The 18,971-nt window shown below is 36.1% G+C and carries 20 protein-coding genes and 1 pseudogene; 12 read left to right on the forward strand and 9 right to left on the reverse strand.

Going from position 1 to position 18,971, the window contains the following annotated elements; translation table 11 throughout:
- Window positions 1-56 precede the first annotated feature (56 nt).
- The 3 genes from ABWU69_RS06275 to ABWU69_RS06285 all read right to left on the reverse strand — a co-directional run bounded on the left by ABWU69_RS06275 (window position 57) and on the right by ABWU69_RS06285 (window position 3,572).
- Window positions 57-878: a 3'-5' exonuclease gene (locus ABWU69_RS06275; protein ID WP_353285089.1), complete on the reverse strand. Its 822-nt coding sequence runs from the start codon at window positions 876-878 to the stop codon at window positions 57-59.
- Window positions 871-1,755: a GTPase Era gene (gene era, locus ABWU69_RS06280; protein ID WP_265025814.1), complete on the reverse strand. Its 885-nt coding sequence runs from the start codon at window positions 1,753-1,755 to the stop codon at window positions 871-873. Before era ends, ABWU69_RS06275 begins: the two co-directional genes overlap by 8 nt.
- Window positions 1,756-2,537: 782 nt before the next feature.
- Window positions 2,538-3,572, reverse strand: a complete 1,035-nt coding sequence (locus ABWU69_RS06285; RefSeq protein WP_265035070.1) for an aspartate-semialdehyde dehydrogenase — start codon at window positions 3,570-3,572, stop codon at window positions 2,538-2,540.
- 140 nt (window positions 3,573-3,712) lie between these two features.
- Between ABWU69_RS06285 and ABWU69_RS06290 the strand changes: the two genes are divergently transcribed.
- Window positions 3,713-4,162, forward strand: coding sequence for a hypothetical protein (locus ABWU69_RS06290; protein ID WP_265025816.1), 450 nt, complete (start codon window positions 3,713-3,715; stop codon window positions 4,160-4,162).
- Window positions 4,163-4,184: 22 nt separating this feature from the next.
- Here the strand turns inward: ABWU69_RS06290 and ABWU69_RS06295 are convergent, their stop codons facing one another.
- Window positions 4,185-5,462 (reverse strand): APC family permease, encoded by a 1,278-nt coding sequence (locus ABWU69_RS06295; protein WP_265035069.1) that lies wholly within the window; start codon window positions 5,460-5,462, stop codon window positions 4,185-4,187.
- A gap of 131 nt (window positions 5,463-5,593) precedes the next feature.
- Between ABWU69_RS06295 and ABWU69_RS06300 the strand changes: the two genes are divergently transcribed.
- From ABWU69_RS06300 to ABWU69_RS06315, 3 genes are all read left to right on the forward strand, one after another.
- Window positions 5,594-7,012 carry a hypothetical protein gene (locus ABWU69_RS06300; protein WP_265035067.1) on the forward strand — a complete coding sequence of 473 codons (1,419 nt, stop codon included), beginning with the start codon at window positions 5,594-5,596 and terminating at the stop codon, window positions 7,010-7,012.
- A 170-nt stretch (window positions 7,013-7,182) separates the two neighbouring features.
- A complete protein-coding gene (locus ABWU69_RS06310; RefSeq protein WP_227738651.1) occupies window positions 7,183-7,347 on the forward strand; it encodes a hypothetical protein in 165 nt (54 codons plus the stop codon).
- A gap of 92 nt (window positions 7,348-7,439) precedes the next feature.
- A complete protein-coding gene (locus tag ABWU69_RS06315; RefSeq protein ID WP_265035066.1) occupies window positions 7,440-8,606 on the forward strand; it encodes an aspartate kinase in 1,167 nt (388 codons plus the stop codon).
- A 369-nt stretch (window positions 8,607-8,975) separates the two neighbouring features.
- Here ABWU69_RS06315 and truB read toward each other — a convergent pair.
- A pseudogene (truB, locus tag ABWU69_RS06320) lies at window positions 8,976-9,662 on the reverse strand (tRNA pseudouridine(55) synthase TruB); the annotation flags it as partial.
- A gap of 124 nt (window positions 9,663-9,786) precedes the next feature.
- Here truB and ABWU69_RS06325 point away from each other — a divergent pair.
- Window positions 9,787-10,503, forward strand: a complete 717-nt coding sequence (locus ABWU69_RS06325) for a hypothetical protein (RefSeq protein WP_353285090.1) — start codon at window positions 9,787-9,789, stop codon at window positions 10,501-10,503.
- 75 nt (window positions 10,504-10,578) lie between these two features.
- Here ABWU69_RS06325 and ribD read toward each other — a convergent pair whose 3' ends face one another.
- Both ribD and ABWU69_RS06335 read right to left on the reverse strand, forming a co-directional pair.
- The gene (gene ribD / locus ABWU69_RS06330) at window positions 10,579-11,829 is read right to left on the reverse strand and encodes a bifunctional diaminohydroxyphosphoribosylaminopyrimidine deaminase/5-amino-6-(5-phosphoribosylamino)uracil reductase RibD (RefSeq protein WP_353285091.1); all 1,251 of its coding nucleotides are present in this window, start codon (window positions 11,827-11,829) and stop codon (window positions 10,579-10,581) included.
- Entirely contained in the window at window positions 11,829-13,010 is a 1,182-nt protein-coding gene (locus ABWU69_RS06335; protein WP_353285092.1) for a deoxyguanosinetriphosphate triphosphohydrolase, read from the reverse strand. Before ABWU69_RS06335 ends, ribD begins: the two co-directional genes overlap by 1 nt.
- A 47-nt stretch (window positions 13,011-13,057) precedes the next feature.
- Here ABWU69_RS06335 and ABWU69_RS06340 point away from each other — a divergent pair, with 47 nt between their 5' ends.
- Together ABWU69_RS06340 and ABWU69_RS06345 are read left to right on the forward strand one after the other, a co-directional pair.
- A complete protein-coding gene (locus ABWU69_RS06340) occupies window positions 13,058-13,528 on the forward strand; it encodes a HesB/IscA family protein (protein ID WP_265035060.1) in 471 nt (156 codons plus the stop codon).
- Between the two features lie 22 nt (window positions 13,529-13,550).
- A complete protein-coding gene (locus tag ABWU69_RS06345) occupies window positions 13,551-14,225 on the forward strand; it encodes an ABC transporter ATP-binding protein (protein ID WP_265035059.1) in 675 nt (224 codons plus the stop codon).
- A 246-nt stretch (window positions 14,226-14,471) separates the two neighbouring features.
- Here the strand turns inward: ABWU69_RS06345 and ABWU69_RS06355 are convergent, their stop codons facing one another.
- Window positions 14,472-15,170, reverse strand: a complete 699-nt coding sequence (locus ABWU69_RS06355; protein WP_265035058.1) for an alpha/beta hydrolase — start codon at window positions 15,168-15,170, stop codon at window positions 14,472-14,474.
- A 155-nt stretch (window positions 15,171-15,325) separates the two neighbouring features.
- Between ABWU69_RS06355 and ABWU69_RS06360 the strand changes: the two genes are divergently transcribed.
- The 5 genes from ABWU69_RS06360 to ABWU69_RS06380 all read left to right on the forward strand — a co-directional run bounded on the left by ABWU69_RS06360 (window position 15,326) and on the right by ABWU69_RS06380 (window position 18,839).
- Window positions 15,326-16,462 (forward strand): cysteine desulfurase family protein, encoded by a 1,137-nt coding sequence (locus ABWU69_RS06360; RefSeq protein ID WP_353285093.1) that lies wholly within the window; start codon window positions 15,326-15,328, stop codon window positions 16,460-16,462.
- Between the two features lie 781 nt (window positions 16,463-17,243).
- Window positions 17,244-17,381, forward strand: a complete 138-nt coding sequence (locus tag ABWU69_RS06365; RefSeq protein WP_353285094.1) for a hypothetical protein — start codon at window positions 17,244-17,246, stop codon at window positions 17,379-17,381.
- Between the two features lie 294 nt (window positions 17,382-17,675).
- On the forward strand, window positions 17,676-17,861 hold the full coding sequence (locus ABWU69_RS06370; RefSeq protein WP_265025831.1) for a hypothetical protein: 186 nt from the start codon (window positions 17,676-17,678) through the stop codon (window positions 17,859-17,861).
- Window positions 17,803-18,084 (forward strand): hypothetical protein, encoded by a 282-nt coding sequence (locus tag ABWU69_RS06375; RefSeq protein WP_353285095.1) that lies wholly within the window; start codon window positions 17,803-17,805, stop codon window positions 18,082-18,084. The genes ABWU69_RS06370 and ABWU69_RS06375 overlap by 59 nt, the downstream gene beginning before the upstream one ends.
- A 284-nt stretch (window positions 18,085-18,368) precedes the next feature.
- Window positions 18,369-18,839 (forward strand): transposase, encoded by a 471-nt coding sequence (locus tag ABWU69_RS06380; protein ID WP_353285096.1) that lies wholly within the window; start codon window positions 18,369-18,371, stop codon window positions 18,837-18,839.
- Between the two features lie 2 nt (window positions 18,840-18,841).
- On the opposite strand, the gene ABWU69_RS06385 is transcribed toward ABWU69_RS06380, so the two are convergent.
- Window positions 18,842-18,970 carry a hypothetical protein gene (locus ABWU69_RS06385; protein ID WP_265034529.1) on the reverse strand — a complete coding sequence of 43 codons (129 nt, stop codon included), beginning with the start codon at window positions 18,968-18,970 and terminating at the stop codon, window positions 18,842-18,844.
- Window position 18,971 lies beyond the last annotated feature (1 nt).

The following is an 18,971-nucleotide window of genomic DNA, read 5'->3' on the forward strand; positions in this document are numbered from 1 at the left end:
GTGCAAATTACCTTTGCAAACAAATGTTCGTACAGCTGTGTGTCACGCACTTTGCTTCAATATTTGCACATTAGCCACTCCTCTGAACAGATACACTCTTCTTTAAATTTTTTTAGATGTTCTTTTTTTTCGCACTCTAAAAGCAGCTCTTCCACACTTTTGTTGTAGCTTTCAGTAGTAATCCTTCCCTGATGATGCATGAACCTTAAGTAAATTAAATAAGTGTTAATTACATCTGTTTCGCAATAATCTCGAATCTCTTGCATCTTGCCGCTATCGTATAAGCCCATAACTTGTGACCCATCAACTCCAATCTTACCAGGAAGATTAAATGCTGCACAAACTTCGTTCATTTTTACTCTCGCAGAAGCTCCAAAATCAGAGAGGGTTTCAAGCAAATCACAATGCCAATCACTGCTATATCTCTGATTGTAACTATTCCACTTATCGCCAGCTTTATGAAAATATTCTGCTTGAATGCCATGGACCATAGCACGATACTTCAGTACCGGTATATCAAAAGTGCGTCCGTTGAACGAAACTAATCTTGGCTTTTTCTCTGATATGTAGTTAAAAAATCCTTTCACTAGCTCCTTTTCACTGGAATTTAGTGTACCTCCAGATCTTATTTCTTGCAGTGTGAACACCTCATAACCGCTCTGGTAGCTTATATTGCAAAGTAAAAAACTAATAACTACAATTTGGTGGAAGGGCTGACGCAAAAAAGAGTTTTGCCCGTTTGTTATTTCAAGATGATATTTTGTTAATGCATCCCTCTTCTCTTCTACACTACTATCATCACTAATATTGAGTAAATTTTTGCAGGAATTTACATCTGGTATAGTTTCAATATCAAATACCAATAAAGAATTAAGCATTGCCTATATACTCCTCAGGACGGTCAATCCAAGGTCGCACTTTCACAAATAAAAAGAGGTGTACCTTGCACTCAAATAATTTTTCTAGTTCAGCACGCGCTTCGATATTAATTTTTTTAATATTACTGCCATCTTTTCCTAGCACTATTTTTTTATGACTATCTTTCAACACGAATATGATCTGTTTTATGACTAAACTCTTATCTTTTTTTTCCTCAAATTGTTCAGTTATAACAGCTGTAGAGTATGGCAATTCTTCACGCAAGTTCAAGAATAATTTTTCTCTCGTAATTTCTGCTGATAAAAAATTTGTCGAGGAATCGGTTATTTGATCTTCTTCATAAAACCAAGGGCTCACCGGTGCAACTTCAGATAAGTAATTCACCAAATCAGAAAGTCCATCATTCTTTAATGCGGATATTGTAAAAACCTTTTCAAATTTATAAAGCAAATTCAGATGCTCATGCGCCATCTTTAATTCAGGCCTTTTTACCAAATCAGTTTTATTGATAACCAAAATGCATCTGCCTTTTGTGCGCTGCAGTCGTGCAAATATAGTCTTAATTCTTTCTATATTTTTCAAATAATTGCTTACATCAACAAGCAACAAAGTGATGTCATCACCCTTGATTGCTGACCATGCAGACTTGACTAAAGCTTTTTCAAGTTTTGTTTCTGCTGAGAAAATTCCTGGGGAGTCAGTAAAGACAATTTGTGTGTTGTTGCATGTTGCAATACCCCTTATTTGCGTCCTTGTTGTTTGCACTTTAGGGGTGACAATTGCAATCTTCTTGCCTATGATGCTGTTAATTAATGTAGACTTCCCAGCATTTGGTAAGCCAGCTATGGTTACAAATAAGCACTTTTGTTCTTTCACAAAGGAAATTATAAAGAAAACTGGATGCGAGCGTCAAGCTACTTGTATGACATCATTCTCCTGTCATCCAAGTAGCTGACACTAGTTCACTCTATAATGGTATCACAGCAGTCCTACGTCATACCGTCACGGTATCTCTAGATCCCGCTAACAAGTAGCGGGATGACGAGCTTATCGTCATGCCGCCGCGAACCGTCATACCGCGATTCATTCGTGGTATCTCGGCATAGATTCCGCTAACAAGCAGCGGGATGACGGTTGTCGTTTAGCCACAAATATTTAAGAAATTTACCAAACGAAAAAAAAGGCAAAAGAAACCCTAGTCATTGTCTATTTTCAGTATTGGCGTTTTTTAAGTCTTAAACACTGCAATTTAGCTGCTTTTAATTGCAACTCACCTTAGCTTAAATGTTTAAGAAATTTACTAAGCAGAAAAAAAGGCAAAAGAAATCCCGTGTTAGCTAGTTGTCACTCTCTAATCCTGCAAATTGGCGTACTATACTGTCTTAAACGACTTATAAGCGCGTTTCAGCTTATATAGGTAAAAACCTAGAAATGTTGTGAAGACATAAGGTGCACATAGTGCAAAAAATTAAAAATAAGACGCCAACTACGTTGTTTTCTTGCTGTTTAATCTGCACAGATGAAGATAACTGAATACCTTCAGTTTCATGATACGGGGGCTGGCGAAGGGTGTCAAGCAAGTTTTATGACTTAGATTCTAACGTTACGCGCTGCCATGTAGTATACAAATTTCCTTCGAATTACAACGTACGTGCACTCTATATGCACTTGATTGACAAATGCTCTCTTATCAAAATCTCAAGAATCTGCACTATATTTAGTGCTGCACCTTTGCGCAGGTTATCAGCCACTATCCACATATTTAATCCGTGCTCAACAGTATTGTCTCGTCTAATACGCGATACATATACAGCATTCTCCTGTACAACATCAATTTGAGTTATGTATTCACTGTCTTCACGCCTGTTGTATACTAAAACTCCACTATCTTCGGCTTCACTTAGCACTTCACGAGCTTGTTCTTCAGTGATATGTTGATCAAATTCCACATTTACTGCCATAGCGTGGCCGATAAAGACGGGTACCCTTACACAAGTTGCAGTAACTTTTATATCTTCCTCTAAAATTTTTTTTGTCTCCTCTTGCATTTTCCATTCCTCTTCTGTAGAACCATTCTCCATGAATTCTCCTACATGGGGAATGCAATTAAACGCTATTTGCTTAGGGAATATCTCAGGCTTTTTAGTCTCATTCATGAAGATTTTTTTTGTCTGATTATAAAGTTCATCCATTGCTGCTTTACCTGCACCAGAAGTTGATTGATAAGTTGAAGCAACGATTCTCTTTATTTTTGCTTTCTGGTGTAATAGATGTAGTACTAGCAACATCTGTATTGTAGTACAGTTTGGGTTGGATATTATGTTGTGGTTTTTATATTCCATAATTTTTTCTTTATTAATCTCTGGAATAATGAGCGGCACACCTTCTTTCATTCTAAAATGGGAAGTGTTATCTATTACGATGCACCCAGCCTTAATTGCAGTCGGTACGTGTTTCTCAGAAACATGAGATCCGGCACAGAAAATGGCTACATTAGTTCCAATGAAGTCATAATCCTCAAGGCATAAAACTGTTAACTCTTTGTCACCAAAACTCACCTTCTTCCCTTCTGATTTTTTCGACGCAAGTGCAATAACAGAATCTATCGCCTCATCTTGAAACTCAGCAAGCGTGCTTAACACCTCACGCCCTACTCTTCCGGTTGCTCCAATAACAGCAATTTTGTATCTCATATAGATAAACCTCTAACTTTAAAGTTATATTATATTTTTACTGACAAAATTTACAATTGTTTTAATATTTTCACCTTGCAATTAATTGTAATTTAGCTATTATTATGCAATATTAGTAATATTACATAATAAAATGAAAGATGAGTAAAGAATACGATGAAACTAAGGTTAAACCTGCAATGTCTACACCTCAAGAGCCTGAAAGAACCAATGGATTAAAGGCTCAAAATGTTCTTTCGAAAAAAAGAAAGCCTGCAATAAATTTTGATGATAAAAAGTATGGTGTAAAAAACCTTAAAATAGACCAACAGTTCCTAAATAAAAGACAAGAACCTTCAAAGCTAAGAGATTTCTTAAGATCAATACCAATAATAGGGAGATTTTTAGCAAGGATTTTCACACCTGAAAAAATAGAAATCATCAGTAACCCTATATATGACAACATGGAAGCATATGAAAAATCGCAAGCAGGTCACTCCAGTAAGATAAAAGATGAGACTAGTATAGATGATGAACACGCAAAAGAAGTAGATAGTAAACTTGAGAAGGGTAATGTCGAACAAGTGGACAATAAGAAAAGTCGTTATTAAATAAAAGGCCTTAAACTCTATTTTATTGTGCAGGAGCTCTGCGATACCAAAATAAATAAAGAGGTACGCCACTTGCGGTGAATAAGCTTGCGATCAGCAAAGTATTCACAGAAGTTTCAAATATTACCCAGCAGCAAAAGGTTGTTGCTATACTGCCAATTAAAAATTTGTAACAACTCTTTTCTTGCACAATAACTTTGAGAAAAGCAAGGCTGCATGCAAGGTAAACAAATAAAAATGAAACTACAGAAAAGTCGATAATTGATGTGATCTGTTTAGCAAAATTGTTGCTTGAAGTGAGAATTAGTAGAACTGAAGTGCCAACAGAGCTGATTATTATGCCCCAGAAAGGAGAACCGTGCTTATTTCTTTTAGCAAAGAACTGTGGCATTAGTTTATCTTCTGCAAGGCCAAGAGCCACTTGTCCACTAGCTAGTACCCAAGCATTTAAACTGCCAACACAAACAATAAAAGCAACAATAGAAATGATCAAATGCCAATTACCTGGAAACATAATTTTTATTGCGTCAACATACGGCGCTTTTGAATTAACTAGATCATTGCCGTTTATCAATCCCATGATTGCAAGGCTATTAATGAAATATATAACTGCAACAGAGATTGTGCCAAGCACTATGGCTCTTGGTATAGTCTTGGCTGGATCGTTGACTGATCCTGCAGGTGCTGTTGCTGATTCAAGTCCAATAAAACACCATAGAGTGAGTAGTGTAGAGCGAGCAAGGACTTGAGACATCGTGAGGCTTGATATTTCCTCACTTATGATAAAATTATTCCTATCAAAGAAAAACAACGCTGTTACCGGTATAGCAAGCAGTGCGGTAATTTTGACAGTCATCAATAAAAGCTCAACACATCCAGCAGCAGTGACACCTCTTAAATTTATTAGTGTAATGATCGTAAATAATAGTATTTCTAAAAATAAGCGTATATTTTGAATATCTCCATGAAAAAGCGAAGTAAGATAGCCAATACTTGCAACGATTACTGCTGTCGTGCTAACCCATGAAATCACCCAATATGTCCAACCAACAAAGAAAGCTGCAGCAGGACCAAAAGCATGTTTTACATAAACGTGAGGGCCACCCGTTTCTGGGAATTTTGCACATAGCATAGCAAAAACCAAAGCAAGAGATATAGCACCAAGCCCTGATATTACCCAGCTTATGAGGCTATACATGCCATATGGAGCAAGGCTGATTGGAAGCATAAAAATTCCAGAGCCAATTTGGCTGCTAATCACTAAGGCAAAAATAGCCCAAAAACCTATTTTGTTTGACACAATAACTTTTATCTGAATAGATTAACAATATAACTGAAGCTCAGAAATTTCAATTGATCTTTATAAAAACTTGCATTTTTCTCAATTTATTCCTAAAATAGATTATATTAACAGATTATTAAGAGGTGGTTATGAATCCGAGGTTAAAAAGATTTTTGGTTGTTTGTGGGTATGTTTTATTAATTGGTGCTGCTATTGGAACATTATTTCATCATGATTCTCTGCTTAAGATCTTTATTAATGCGCTTTATGCATTCCTTCTTGCCAAAACTTCAAGTGAGGTATTAGCTGCTTTTGGAACACTTGCAATTTCTCTTGCTGCCTGTGTTGCATGCTATGGCATACATAGGCTCTGTTCTATCTTTACAGAAAAAATTACAAGCAACTATCAGTCTTTCAAAAATAAAAACAGTGATGATAGTATTTTTTCTGAAGTATATAACGACCCAACAATAGGGTTGAAAGATAAGATTCTATTTTTCTCTATATATTTAATATATTACATTCAATTACCATTTTTGTACTGTGCATCGAAAATATCTGCCCTTAATGGGTGGCTGCTACTGAGTACTAGAAGAGAAATACCAAGTAATCACATATTTCTTGTGCTTATAAATGCTGTATTATTAATTCCAGTAGCACTTCTTGAATTGATAAAGTATCCATTAGTGAGGCTTTTCTCACCTTTGGGTTTGAATGTAAAGCAGCTAAGCTTTTTGTTTAATGTAAGTGATGTGGGCACTGGCAGTCAAAGTGTTCACACGAGTAGTTTTGAACATAGTATTTTCCAATGCGCTCAAGAGTTAAAACAGAAATTTGGAGCTCAACCAAATGTACTCAATAAAGAGTTTGAAGACTACATAAATAATTCAGATGAGCTTACAACTGAGCAAAAAGAGCAATTAAAACTTTATCTTAACTTTAATGGTTCCAATGGAGCAGCTTATAGAGAATCAAAAACTAGCCTTACTCTCACACAAGCTGCAAATCTAGTTTTGACTGCAGCTAAGGATCAAAAGTTAGATACAGATTTTCTAAAGTGCATGTTACTGATGCGTTTAAAAGAAGGAAATGGTGCATGTCATCTTGGAATGTTTAATCGTATTATTTATTCACTTAGTTGTCTTGAAGCTAAAAATAACTTTACAGTTGAGGTAAACGCTCAAGTGTACGAGAGAATGCCAAGCATTACAGAAAAATTCCTTAGAAGCTGTAACAATAAAAAAATTACAATTTTAAAGGACAATTTTGATAATTTTTATTCTGATGGTGATATGGATCCTCAAATAAAAAGCAACATCAGTAAACTGATAGAAGAAGCAAAACAATCTGTCTTTAATGAATTATATGTGGATTATTACAATAGGTATGGGCAAGATGTTGGAAGAGGCCCTATAAAGCATAAATTAAAAGAGTTAATTACAAGCGATGATGTAAAAGAAGCAATAAGCGCTGTTATAGATGGTATAGAAATTCCTCCAGTACCACCTACTTATCTTGAAAGAATAAAAGTATTTTTTGGAGGTCATGCAAGGTCTCCTGCTGCTTAGTGGTTTGATTCGTGCTATATAGCTAAAGTGGCTTAGATTTACCTACAATTTGAAAAACAACAAATTCGTCATTCCGCTATTAGTTAGCGGAATCTATACCGCGAATGAATCCATAGCTGTACGAACATTGTGATTTGAGAGCAATTTCCACAAGGGAGGATGTCATTCCAGTGCTTGGCACTGGAATCCAGCCTTTATTATGCAGCCACTTGGTTGAAATTAAGTCTTCTGGATCCCAGTGTCTAGGCACTGGGATGACACCATTTGCTGTGCAATTTACCTTCAAAAATGAATGTTCGTACAGCTATGGAATGAATCGTGGTATGACGCGTTAGCTATAGCTTTGTCTTCCCTTTTCTGAATGGCTTGCAAGCTGCTATCTCTACAAAAACTATATTTTTCTTCAGAAGAGAGCTATATTGTAACTATGGACAAAATAATCATAAAAAAATTTGGTGGGACTTCGCTAACTGATTTAAACCGAGTTGCAAATTTGATAAAAAACGATATTGAGAAAGGTTGTAATGTAATCGTTGTTGTATCTGCTGTTGCAGGATTTACTGACCAAATGGCTTTTCAGGCTAGAAAAATCTCAAATTTAAGTTGCAGACAAGAGTTATCAGAGTATGACGTTATGCTTTCAGCAGGAGAACAAATCTCTTGCGGTCTATTAGCTATCACTCTCCAATCGATCGGAGTTAATGCTAAATCGTGGCTTGCCTGGCAGTTACCAATTGTAACTGATGATTTTTATTCTGAGTCTAAAATAAAAACAATAAAGATTGACCGTGTGAAAAGATCTTTTGCTGAGGGTTATACTGCTGCGATCATCGCTGGTTTTCAAGGTATAAATGATGATAGAATCACTACTTTTGGAAGAGGAGGCTCTGATATATCAGCAGTTGCCTTCGCGATAGCCTTTGGTGTTAGAGCTTGCGAAATTTTTACTGATATTGATGGAATATATACAGCAGACCCGAAAATTGTTCCAATGGCACGCAAGCTTAAATTTATCTCTTACGATGAAATGTTGGAAATGTCGTCATCTGGTGCTAAAATACTGCATAATCGTTCAGTACAACTTGCAATGAAACATAACATTAAAGTGCAAGTGCTATCCACTTTTAAGGAAGTAGAAGGCACCGCAGTACTACACAAAAGGGATGTACTAGAGAGATACTTAATTACTGGAATAACTTATAGCACTAATGAAGCTCTTGTAACTCTCACTAACCTTGCAAATAACTTGCGTACTTTAAGAGATATAGTAGGGGCAAACGTTAAAATCGATATGATACATGGGTCAAGTTTTGTTATCTCCAAATTTGATATTGATTTAATGGAAAAGTTACTGAATAAGAATGAAAATTATGCTATAAATGGTAATGTAGCTAAAATTTCAATAATTGGTATTGGTGTTATGTCTAACACTGAAGTGATGCACCGCACACTCAAGGTTTTAAGCGAAAAAAAGATAGAAATACTTGCTATCACAACATCTGAAATCAAAATCAGTATAATTGTTCAAAAAGAATGCGCTGTAGCTTTAGTCAAAGATTTACATACTGAGTATGAGCTTGATATGCAGCACTAGGATAGGCTTGACGTCCACAACTGGTATCCGTTCAGCCAATGGCGTCAACTTAAGAGTCCTCATTAGCAAACCCTCCTATGGATCTTCTGAAAAGTTTTTGAGTATATTGTATTTTTAATTTGTAAAATAAGATTTTTTCCTTTCTGCATGTCTCCTTATAGAAAGGACACATTTTAAACTTTTTTATAGAAACAACAGCGTTTTTTTTCACTCTTTGGATAATTTTATGATAAAAAATTTAGAGAGAAATTTTACACACTATCGCTTATATTTTTCCTTAAGTTGACGCCATTGAGTGTACGGACATTGTGATTTGAGTCCACCAGGGAAGGGTGTCATCTGAGTAGCTGACACTGGTTCTTTTTTTCTGGATTCCAGCGTCACGCGCTGGAATGACACCAAAAAGCGAGTTTTTTCAATAAGTTGCTCAATTGTCACTGATTCATTTTCTCTAAAGTCACCTACCATAGTTCTTCTTAATTTTATAACATGTCCAAAACAATTTAATACAATTCCAAGATCACGAGCAATTGATCTCACATATACACCACTACCGCACATCATAGAAAAATTTGCACTATTATTTATGGTGTCCACAGATATCAATTTCAGTTCATGTATTTTGACTTGTCGGGGCTTTATATTCACCTTTTGCCCACTTCTTGCCAATTTATACGCCCTTGCTCCTTTGATTTTTATTGCTGAAAATTGAGGAGGAGTCTGCTTGATCTCACCAATAAAATTTTTAATTGCACAATTTATTTGATTATATTGAGGTTCTATAGTGCTAGTTCTAATAATATCACCACCCAAATCGTCCGTTGTTCTTTGTTCACCCCATTTTATTGTGAAATCGTATGCTTTTAAGTCGCAAGATAAATACGGTATAGTTTTTGTTGCCTCGCCAAGAGCAATTGGCAGCACACCTGAAGCTAAAGGATCAAGTGTTCCCAGATGACCAGCCTTTTTTATCCCAAAAATCCTTTTAATTTGAGTTACAGCTTGTGCAGAACTAATTCCTATTGGTTTATCGAGATTCAGCCAACCATGTTTCATAGTTAATTATATACAATTGGTAACAGTTTAGCTTGAAATATATACTTTATGTAAAAAATGGCTTGACTAACATGTATTATTAACGCATACTTAATTTTTTTATTAGCCTTATAAGGGGACTATTATGACTACAGATAAAGATCAAAGTATATGGAAGTGGGGAAATACTGCACACATCACAAAAATGAGTATTGAAGGTACAGTTGCACTTGCATCTTTAGCAGCAGCAATAGCAACAATATTAATTGCTACTAAAGTGATTGCTGGACCTGCATCTTTAGCACTTATTGCTAGCCCTGCTGGAATTGCAGTTCTATTTATTGCCGCTATATATTTTGCCGCAGCAGCTTATGCTTCATGTCAGCAAATGCAGAAGAATGAAGAAATAGGAGTGAACGGCACAAATGGTAAGGATGGTAAAGACGCAAACTTTGCTGCTCTTGTTGGTGATGTGGTAAAGAGTGGTACAATTGTTGAAGAAACAGTTAAAGACACAAATCAGCAGGATGTTAAGCAATTATTCCTGACACTTCCAATTGCTGATTACACAGAACTAGCAAAAAATAATGAACCAGTTCACATATTATTAGCAGATGGAAAAGTTGTTAAACTTGATCACAAAGCTCCTGATGCTAATGCTACCGAATATAAAGTACAATTAACTGGCGTAGGTGGTAAAGATCAGCCTGCTGACATGAGAGCAGAGTTAGGTATGGCTGCTGATTCTAAGTCATTAAAAGTTGCGGTAAGTGATAAAGATCTTGAAGCTTTAAAAAATGGAGTTTCAACTAAATTAGGAGAGGTTGCAGTAAATGCAGCTCTATCAAAAATTGCTAAGTAAGTAAGCAGTTTTAAATCGAGAGAAAAAGAGGTAGAGTTATCTCTGCTTCTTTTCTCTATCATTTAGGTACGTAAGTTATGGTAATCTATCCCACACCTCAACTACATCCTTACTAAACTCTATTATTTCTGTTTTTTTGAACTGGTAACATTTGTTAATAGACTGAATTCCTAAATCTCCTACAAAAGGGATGGCATCGTTACCTAAAATTTTACCACTACGGCAGATTATCAGCCTGTCGATTAAATTATGCTTCAGTACCTCTGTGATTAACACTCCTCCACCTTCAACTAGTAACCTTGTTATGCCAATTTCTGAAACAAGTTTTGATGCCATATCCTTTAGGCAGACTTTATCGATAATATCAGGCTCCGATGTCATTCCAGCGCGTGACGCTGGAATCCAGTTTTCATTATGCAATTGCTTGAAGTTTTCTGGATCCCAGTGTCTGGGCACTGGGATGACAGGAGAAGGTGTTGGAATGACAGGAGAGTGTGTTGGGGTGACATCTGGAATGACAGGAGGTTTGTGGTTTGAATTGACTATCAAATAATTAATGTTTTTTATTTTTCTCTCTACTTCCTTATTTGTGATTACCCAAGTTATTACTTTGTCTGCAGTCTTTGCAATATTATGCTCTTCCTGCAATTTTTCCTGGCTATCTATAATTAGCCTTATTGGCGATCTACTTCCGAGTTCTGGTAATCTGCAAGTTAAGAGTGGATTATCGTTAATAAGAGTATTGCTGCCAATCATAATCGCATCATATTTTGTTCTAAGCTTCTGTACCCAATTTCTCGTATCTTCACTTGTTATCCATTTGCTATCGCCTATAAATGTTGCAATTTTCCCGTCAAGAGTTGTTGCGATTTTACAGGCTATAAATGGCCTGTGTAGTTTTTTAGTGGTGAAAAAGCCGACATTCAGTTCTTCTGCCTCTTTTTGCATAATTCCTTGTTTCACTTCAATTCCTGCTTCTTTCAGAGCTTTAATGCCTCCACCTAAAACTCTACTATCTGGGTCAATAGTTGCAATTACTACCCTTTTGACTCCAGCTCTTATAATTCCTGCGGTGCAAGGTTCTGTAACTCCAAAGTGGCAACATGGCTCGAGCGTGATATACATAGTTGCATCTTGAGTTGAATCTTTCGCGTTTTGCAAAGCGACTACCTCCGCATGCGGACGCCCACCGATCCCTGTATATCCCTCACTAATAATTGTACCATCCTTTACAATAACACACCCGACAGCAGGATTTGGTGCAACATTTCCAAGATTTTTTTCTGCAAGTCTTAATGCAATTGACATGAAATGATCATCAGTCATTAGAAAGAAGTCATTTCATATGAGGTATCAAAAATTCTTCTGTGCTCGTGTATGGCAAATCTATCTGTCATACCCGAGATATAGTCACATATTATTACTGAACGCTGAGATTCACAAGCGAGTTTGCTCCACTCTGTGGGAAGTAATCCTGGGTTTTCATAAAAACATTGAAAAAGTTCCTGTATTATGCGTTTTGCTTTGTTCATCGTTCTACTCAGTTTATAGCTTCTGTATATTTTCTCCATGTTGAATCTTTTCATTTCTTTTGTAGCATTCGCAACTTCTGGTGAAAATGTGACTAGCATTTTATTTAGACTTCTTACGTCTTCTACGCTTTTTATTTTGTGATCTTCAATATTTCTTTCAGTCTGAGAAACAACATCGCTTATCATAGTTCCTATAGTTCCACTCAGTGATTCATGTATGAGTTTGCTCTGAGGCAATTCTGAATATCCGCTCCTTACGTCTTTAAACATTTTTCCAATTAAAGGGACATTCAGCAAATCTTCGATGGTTACTAAATTTGCCCTGAGTGCATCATCAAGATCGTGAACACTGTAAGCAATATCATCGGCAATTGAGGCAACTTGCGCTTCAATGCTTGAAAATTCCTCAAGTTTTAGATCATATTTTTCATTATATTCTAATAACAGCTGATTATTTGTAGAAGACTCCGCGTTTTGACCAAGCAAGGGACCGTTATGTTTTGCAACCCCTTCAACCACCTCCCAACTTAGATTCATACCATCAAAATCAGCATGTTTTTGTTCAAGATAAGTTAAAATTCTTATAGCTTGAACATTATGATCAAACTCATACTTCTCATTATTAACTTGAACTAGAGCATCCTCACCTGTGTGACCAAATGGGGGATGACCAAGGTCATGTGCAAGCGCTATGCATTCAGTGATGTCCTCATCTAAGCTGAGCCTGCGTGCGATGGATCTTGCAATTTGTGCAACTTCAAGGCTATGAGTCAGCCGAGTGCGATAGTAATCGTGCTCGTAATTGATAAAAACTTGTGTTTTGTATCCCAATTTCCTAAACGCATTAGAGTGAACAATGCGATCCCTATCACGCTGAAAGCAGCTGCGATTTTCATCTTCTGGCTCCTTGAAGTATCTCCCTTTTGTTTTGCTTGGAAAACATGCATAACTTAATAGAAAATTATTGTTTGACATGTAAAATTTCTACTATAATAAGTTATCAATAATAAACGGTGGTTACTATGTCAACAAATTACAACATCAACTTAACTGATAATGCACTAAAAAAAATCCACTCTCTTGCAGAGGAGGAAGGGGATAAGAGTTCCGTTTTGCGGGTTGCAGTTTCAGGTGGTGGATGTTCTGGTTTCAAATACAATTTTCTTATGGATCAAATGAATAAAAATCTATCTTTGGATGATGAAGATGATGATTACGATGATGAATTTGATGACGAAGACGAAGATGATGATTATGAAGAAAGCGAGGACTATAGAAGCCACTCCAGTTTCAGCAAAAAAGGTAAAGATATAGTAATTAATGATGAAAATGGCAATCCTGTATTAATGGTTGATAATTGTTCAGCAAAATTTTTAAATAACTCAGTTATAGATTATACTGAGAATCTCAGTGGTTCTGGTTTTCAAATAAAGAATACCCTTGCTAAGTCTCAATGTGGTTGTGGTAACAGTTTTTCGGTTTCCAAAACTTAGATGCCTTCTGGGTCTTTTAAACATGGGTGGTAATGTAGCACTAGAACTAACTTCTGTAGATAAAAGCTTCAAGGACAATTCTGCTGTTGTAAAGGATATCAACTTAAGTGTCACAAGAGGGCAAGTAGTAGCGCTGATTGGCGATTCAGGTGCAGGGAAAACAACTATATTGCAAATCGCAGGCTTGTTGGATAAGCCAACTTCAGGTATAGTTACGATAGATGGAATAAATTGCACACAAGCCAGTAATAAGCATAAAACCCATGTAAGAAGAAATTTTCTTAGTTTTGTTTATCAATTTCACTATTTGTTACAAGAGTTATCGGTGTTGGAAAATATTATGCTTCCTCAACTCATTGCAGGAAAAAGCAAAGCTGAAGCAAAAAAAAATTCGCAAGCAACATTGGAAAAATTTGGTCTGGAAAACAAAGCAAGTAGTATGATATCTGAAGTTTCAGGTGGGGAAAGGCAGAGAGTTGCAATTGCAAGAAGCATTGTAAATTCTCCAAAGCTTTTACTTGCAGATGAGCCAACAGGAAATTTAGATCCAACAAATTCTTTTAACGTGTTTTTACTGCTACATTCATACGTAAAGGAAAATAACAGCTCTATGCTTATAGTAACGCACAATCATCTCCTTGCAGAAAAGGCAGACTGCATTTTCCAATTGAGAGATCGATCATTAGTGAAGTTGTGAATAGGAAAAATAGCACAATTTAAAACTACCTATGCCTTATACTTATCTAACCAATGATCATTAACAGAGTACAACTCGCATGAAATGCTTTCATTGCTTTTTATACACGGACTTTTTAACTTACGCTGTTTACTTAGGGAACACCCCGATAACATAAACACAGCTAAAACAAAAAATAATAGCTTTTTAAACATAACAAAACCTTTTCATTTATATTACTACACTCATTTCTCTTGTTTGTAAAGATTAGGCATATTCTTTTACCCTTACCTCTTTTTTGACCTTTTGAGAAGAAATAGTTGCACTATTCAAGCGCAGTTTTATATAATCGTCTACGATTTGAGTCACTTCCTCTTCTTTATCCCTTAGAAAGTGATTAGTCTCATCTATTATATGGTATTTCATGTGATCACTTTTTACTGAATTTATCAACCTTTTTGCTAATTCTGTTACATCGCTTTCTTCTGAGATTGTATCATTACTGCTTTGTATTATAAGCCCAGAAACTGGACAGGGAGAAAGAAAAGAAAAATCGTACTTAGTTACCGGAAGAGAAAGAGCAATAAAACCCACTATCTCAGGGCGGCGCATTGTTAGCTGCATAGCCACCCATGCTCCAAAAGAAAAACCAGCGATCCAAATTGGAACGTTGCTAGAATTATGTTCCTGAAGCCAATCAATAGCTACTGCAGCGTCAGTTAACTCTCCTATACCCTTATCAAAAGTTCCAGTAGATTTTCCCACACCCCGAAAGTTAATTTTCAATGCAGAAAAATTGTTATCGATAAAAGACGTATATGTACTATGTACAATTTTACTATCCATATTACCACCATATTGAGGATGATGATGTAAAACCAGCACAACCGGCGCGTTGGCATCTTTGCTTTGGTGGTATTCACCTTCTATCTTTTTTGTTGCATTATTCAAAAAAACTTCAACCATGGTAACCCCTAATAAGAACCTGCTTGACAGGTATTGATGACGTGAGTTATTAATTATGTATTAATTTCGCTGTTTTTGCAATAAATTTTTTATCGTATTAAAGCTAACGTACATAGTTATGGTTATAGTTGATGGTAAACTTATTTAAGTGACAGATGAGTCCATTCTCTTTAGAAAATAGTGGTTGCGTATATGCTGATTACAATGCAACTGCTCCAATTAGTGAAAATGTAAAAAAAAGTATATTTGAGGTCTTGTTAAAACAAACGCTCAATCCATCATCACTACATAAAAGAGGACAAGAAGCGAGGAAGATTCTTCAGGAGGCAAGAGATAACGTACGTGGTGCTATTGGCGTCTCAAGTGATAAAGAAATAGTTTTTACGTCTGGTGCAACTGAAGCGAATAACCTTGTTATGAGAGGAATAGCAGGCTACCTGCATGTAATTTCAGCTATAGAGCATCCTTCAATTCTTAATTCTGCATGTAATCCATATATAATACCCGTTGATCAGGAGGGCATTGTTGACTTTTTAGAGCTAAAAAAAATTCTAAGCGAACTTAAAGGAAACAAAGCAATAGTTTCAGTTATGATGGCAAATAACGAAACCGGAGTTATTCAACCTATTGAGGAAATAGCTGAAATAGCACACAAATTTGGAGCAATTTGCCACACTGACACTGCTCAAAGTGTTGGGAAAATTAAAGTTAATATGGAAGATTTAGGAGTGGATTTACTCACTTTATCCGCCCATAAATTTGGCGGTGTAGCAGGCAGTGGAGTTTTAATATTCAATAAAGAACTTGCGATAGAACCTATTATAATAGGTGGTGGACAAGAGAAGGGATTTCGTGGTGGTACGGAAAATATTGTTGCAATTGCAGGCCTTTCTGCTGCACTGCAAAATATTCCAGATCTTCTATCAAAAATGGATGAAGTAAAGGAGCTACGTGATCAATTAGAGTGTGAATTATTAAATCTTGCCAGTGACATAAGAATCTTCGGTAAAAACTCTAAGAGGCTGCCAAACACAAGTTTTATTTATATGCCAGGAGTAAAGAGTGATGTGCAGCTCATGCATTTTGACTTGAATCATATTGCAGTTAGTAATGGTTCTGCATGTTCTTCTGGAAAAGTTGAGCCTTCCCATGTTTTGCTTGCAATGGGGGCAACAAAAGAGCAAGCAGAGTGTTCAATTAGAATCAGCATAGGTCCAGAAACTAAACCACAAGACATAAAAAAAATAGTGGATTGTTGGTATAATATCTACAAGCAGAACACCTTGGTATAGATAATACGTGGTACCATGCAGGGAGCTATAAATTAAATGTAAAAAATTACTTTACAAACTCCGCCAGCCCCCTTATCATGAAACTGAAGGTATTCAGTTATCTTCATCTGTGCAGATTAAACAGCAAAAAAACAACGTACTTGGCGTCTTATTTTTAATTTTTCGCACTATGTGCACCTTATGTCTTCACAATATTTCTGGGTTTTTACCCATATAAGCTGAAACGCGCTTATAAGTCGTTTAAGACAGTATAGTACGCCAATTTGAAGGATTAGAGAGTGAACATTAATTACCACGGGGTTTCTTTTGCCTTTTTTTCTGCTTAGTAAATTTCTTAAACATTTAAACAAAGGTGAGTTGCATTTAAAAGCAGCTAAATTGCAGTATTTAAGACTTAAAAAACGCCAATACTGAAAATAGACAATGACTAGGGCTTCTTTTGCCTTTTTTTTCGTTTGGTAAATTTCTTAAATATTTATGGCTAAACGACAACCGTCATCCCGCTGCTTGTTAGCGGGATCTATGTTAAGGTATGACGGTTAAGTATCCCGCTACTTGTTAGCGGCTAAGAGATACCGTGACGGTATGACGGTTCGCGGCGGGATGACGATAAAGCCTCGTCACCCCGCTACGTGTTAGCGCCGCGGCGGTATGACGGTTCGTGGTGGCATGACGATAACTTCGTCATCCCGCTACTTGTTAGCGGGATCTAGAGATACCGCGGCGGTATGACGGTTCGCGGTGGCATGACGATAAGGTTTATACCTTGTCATGCCAGTGCTTGACACTGGCATCCAGTTTTCTTTACAAATTCACCAAAAGTGCTTCATTCTATAACGCAAAACCCATACTCACCAAACCCAATGCATTACTTGCAATTAAGTTTCCTGGATCCCAGTGGGCTTTGTTGCATCGCTAGCTATGATGGATTAAAGATAAAAAAGATAGAGAATATCAGTAGCTTATTATTCTGGTATTTATAACAAGAACGGTCAGTGAATACCTAAATTTGAGTAAAAGAAATTTCACTACCACTCACTAATCCGGCTAAAATTCAAGAATTTCAATGCTTTAGCTATTTTCAATAGAATTAAATTTATTAATATAAATAATAAATTACTATTCTTAAATTTGATCAGATTGATTGCAAAAAAACAAGATTTTTAATAGGTTGCTTATAATCCTAACTATAGTTAGCCTTTCATAAATAGCGATGCAACAAAGCCATCCCAGTGCCCCTATGATGTCATTCCAGCACTTGATGCTGGAATCCAGTTTTCTTTACAAATTCACCAAAAGTGCTTCATTCTATAACGCAAAACCCATACTCACCAAACCCAATGCATTACTTGCAATTAAGTTTCCTGGATCCCAGTGGGCTTTGTTGCATAGCAACTGAAAAAATCTTGCAGTTACTGACAGAATTCATTATAAAACAGCTATTTAACCGACAAAGGAAAAATATGCCACAAAAAATGAAAGTCAGTAACCAAAATGAATATAACAAATTTCTCCAGGAAAGAGGAAATATTTTTCGTTACATCGATAAAGCTATCGAAAATTGGTATGAAATTGGGCCAAAATGCAGGGTGGCAACAATATTTACAGCAATAAAGTGGTGATTTTGATACATATAATAACCCATCTATTCAGAATAGGTTTGAGTGGGATTTTTAGAGGGATACATTGAACAAATAGGAAAAAATTTGCAGGTTATCAGCTATTCACAAGCATCAAAAGAAACTTGATATTAAGATCAATGATTGCAGAGTTGATAAAAATAACATGGAAGATATCGAAATTGCTATAGACAGTATAGGAATTAGTATATACAACAACACACAGCAAAGAAAATAGCAAAGATAGAGAGTATCGCGGCTATAAACAAGTAAGAAAATTGCACATAATGTTGAGCAAACAAGTCATAGCTACAAAATACAGTAATGGCGTTTACTCTGATCACTATGGAGCATTGGGGAAATTTGATGTTAAATATGCTATAAAAGCACTATATGCAGATAGGGCATATGATAGAAAAAAGCTTTATAAGCTGTGTAATCAATATGGCATAAAAACGAAAATTCCTCTGAAAAACAACGCAGCAGAGCATCCAAAATTGGATTATATGCTTGATAGAAATGCCGCTATTCAGTTAATGAAATTACATGGTGAGAATGGTATAAAAAGATGGAAAGAAGAAGTAAATTACGGAAAAAGATCGTATATTGAAGGATTTTTCTCAAGGTTGAAGCGAATATTTGGGTTTAGTTTTAAGAATAAATCTGAGACAAATAGAGAGAAGGAACTACTTATTAAATGCTACTTAATGAACAAATTTACTGCAATTGGTATGCCTAAATTTGAAATAGTCGCATAAAATTATTTACTCTGGAAAAAACTTACGTTGCTATGCAACAAAGCCATTCCAGTGTCAGCTACTTTCATGACACCACTTACTACGCAAATTACCTGCAAATTGCAATGTTCGTACAGCTGTGTGTCAAGCACT

The sequence above is a fragment of the Wolbachia endosymbiont (group A) of Beris morrisii genome (assembly GCF_964028185.1).
In the GTDB taxonomy this organism is placed as follows: domain Bacteria; phylum Pseudomonadota; class Alphaproteobacteria; order Rickettsiales; family Anaplasmataceae; genus Wolbachia.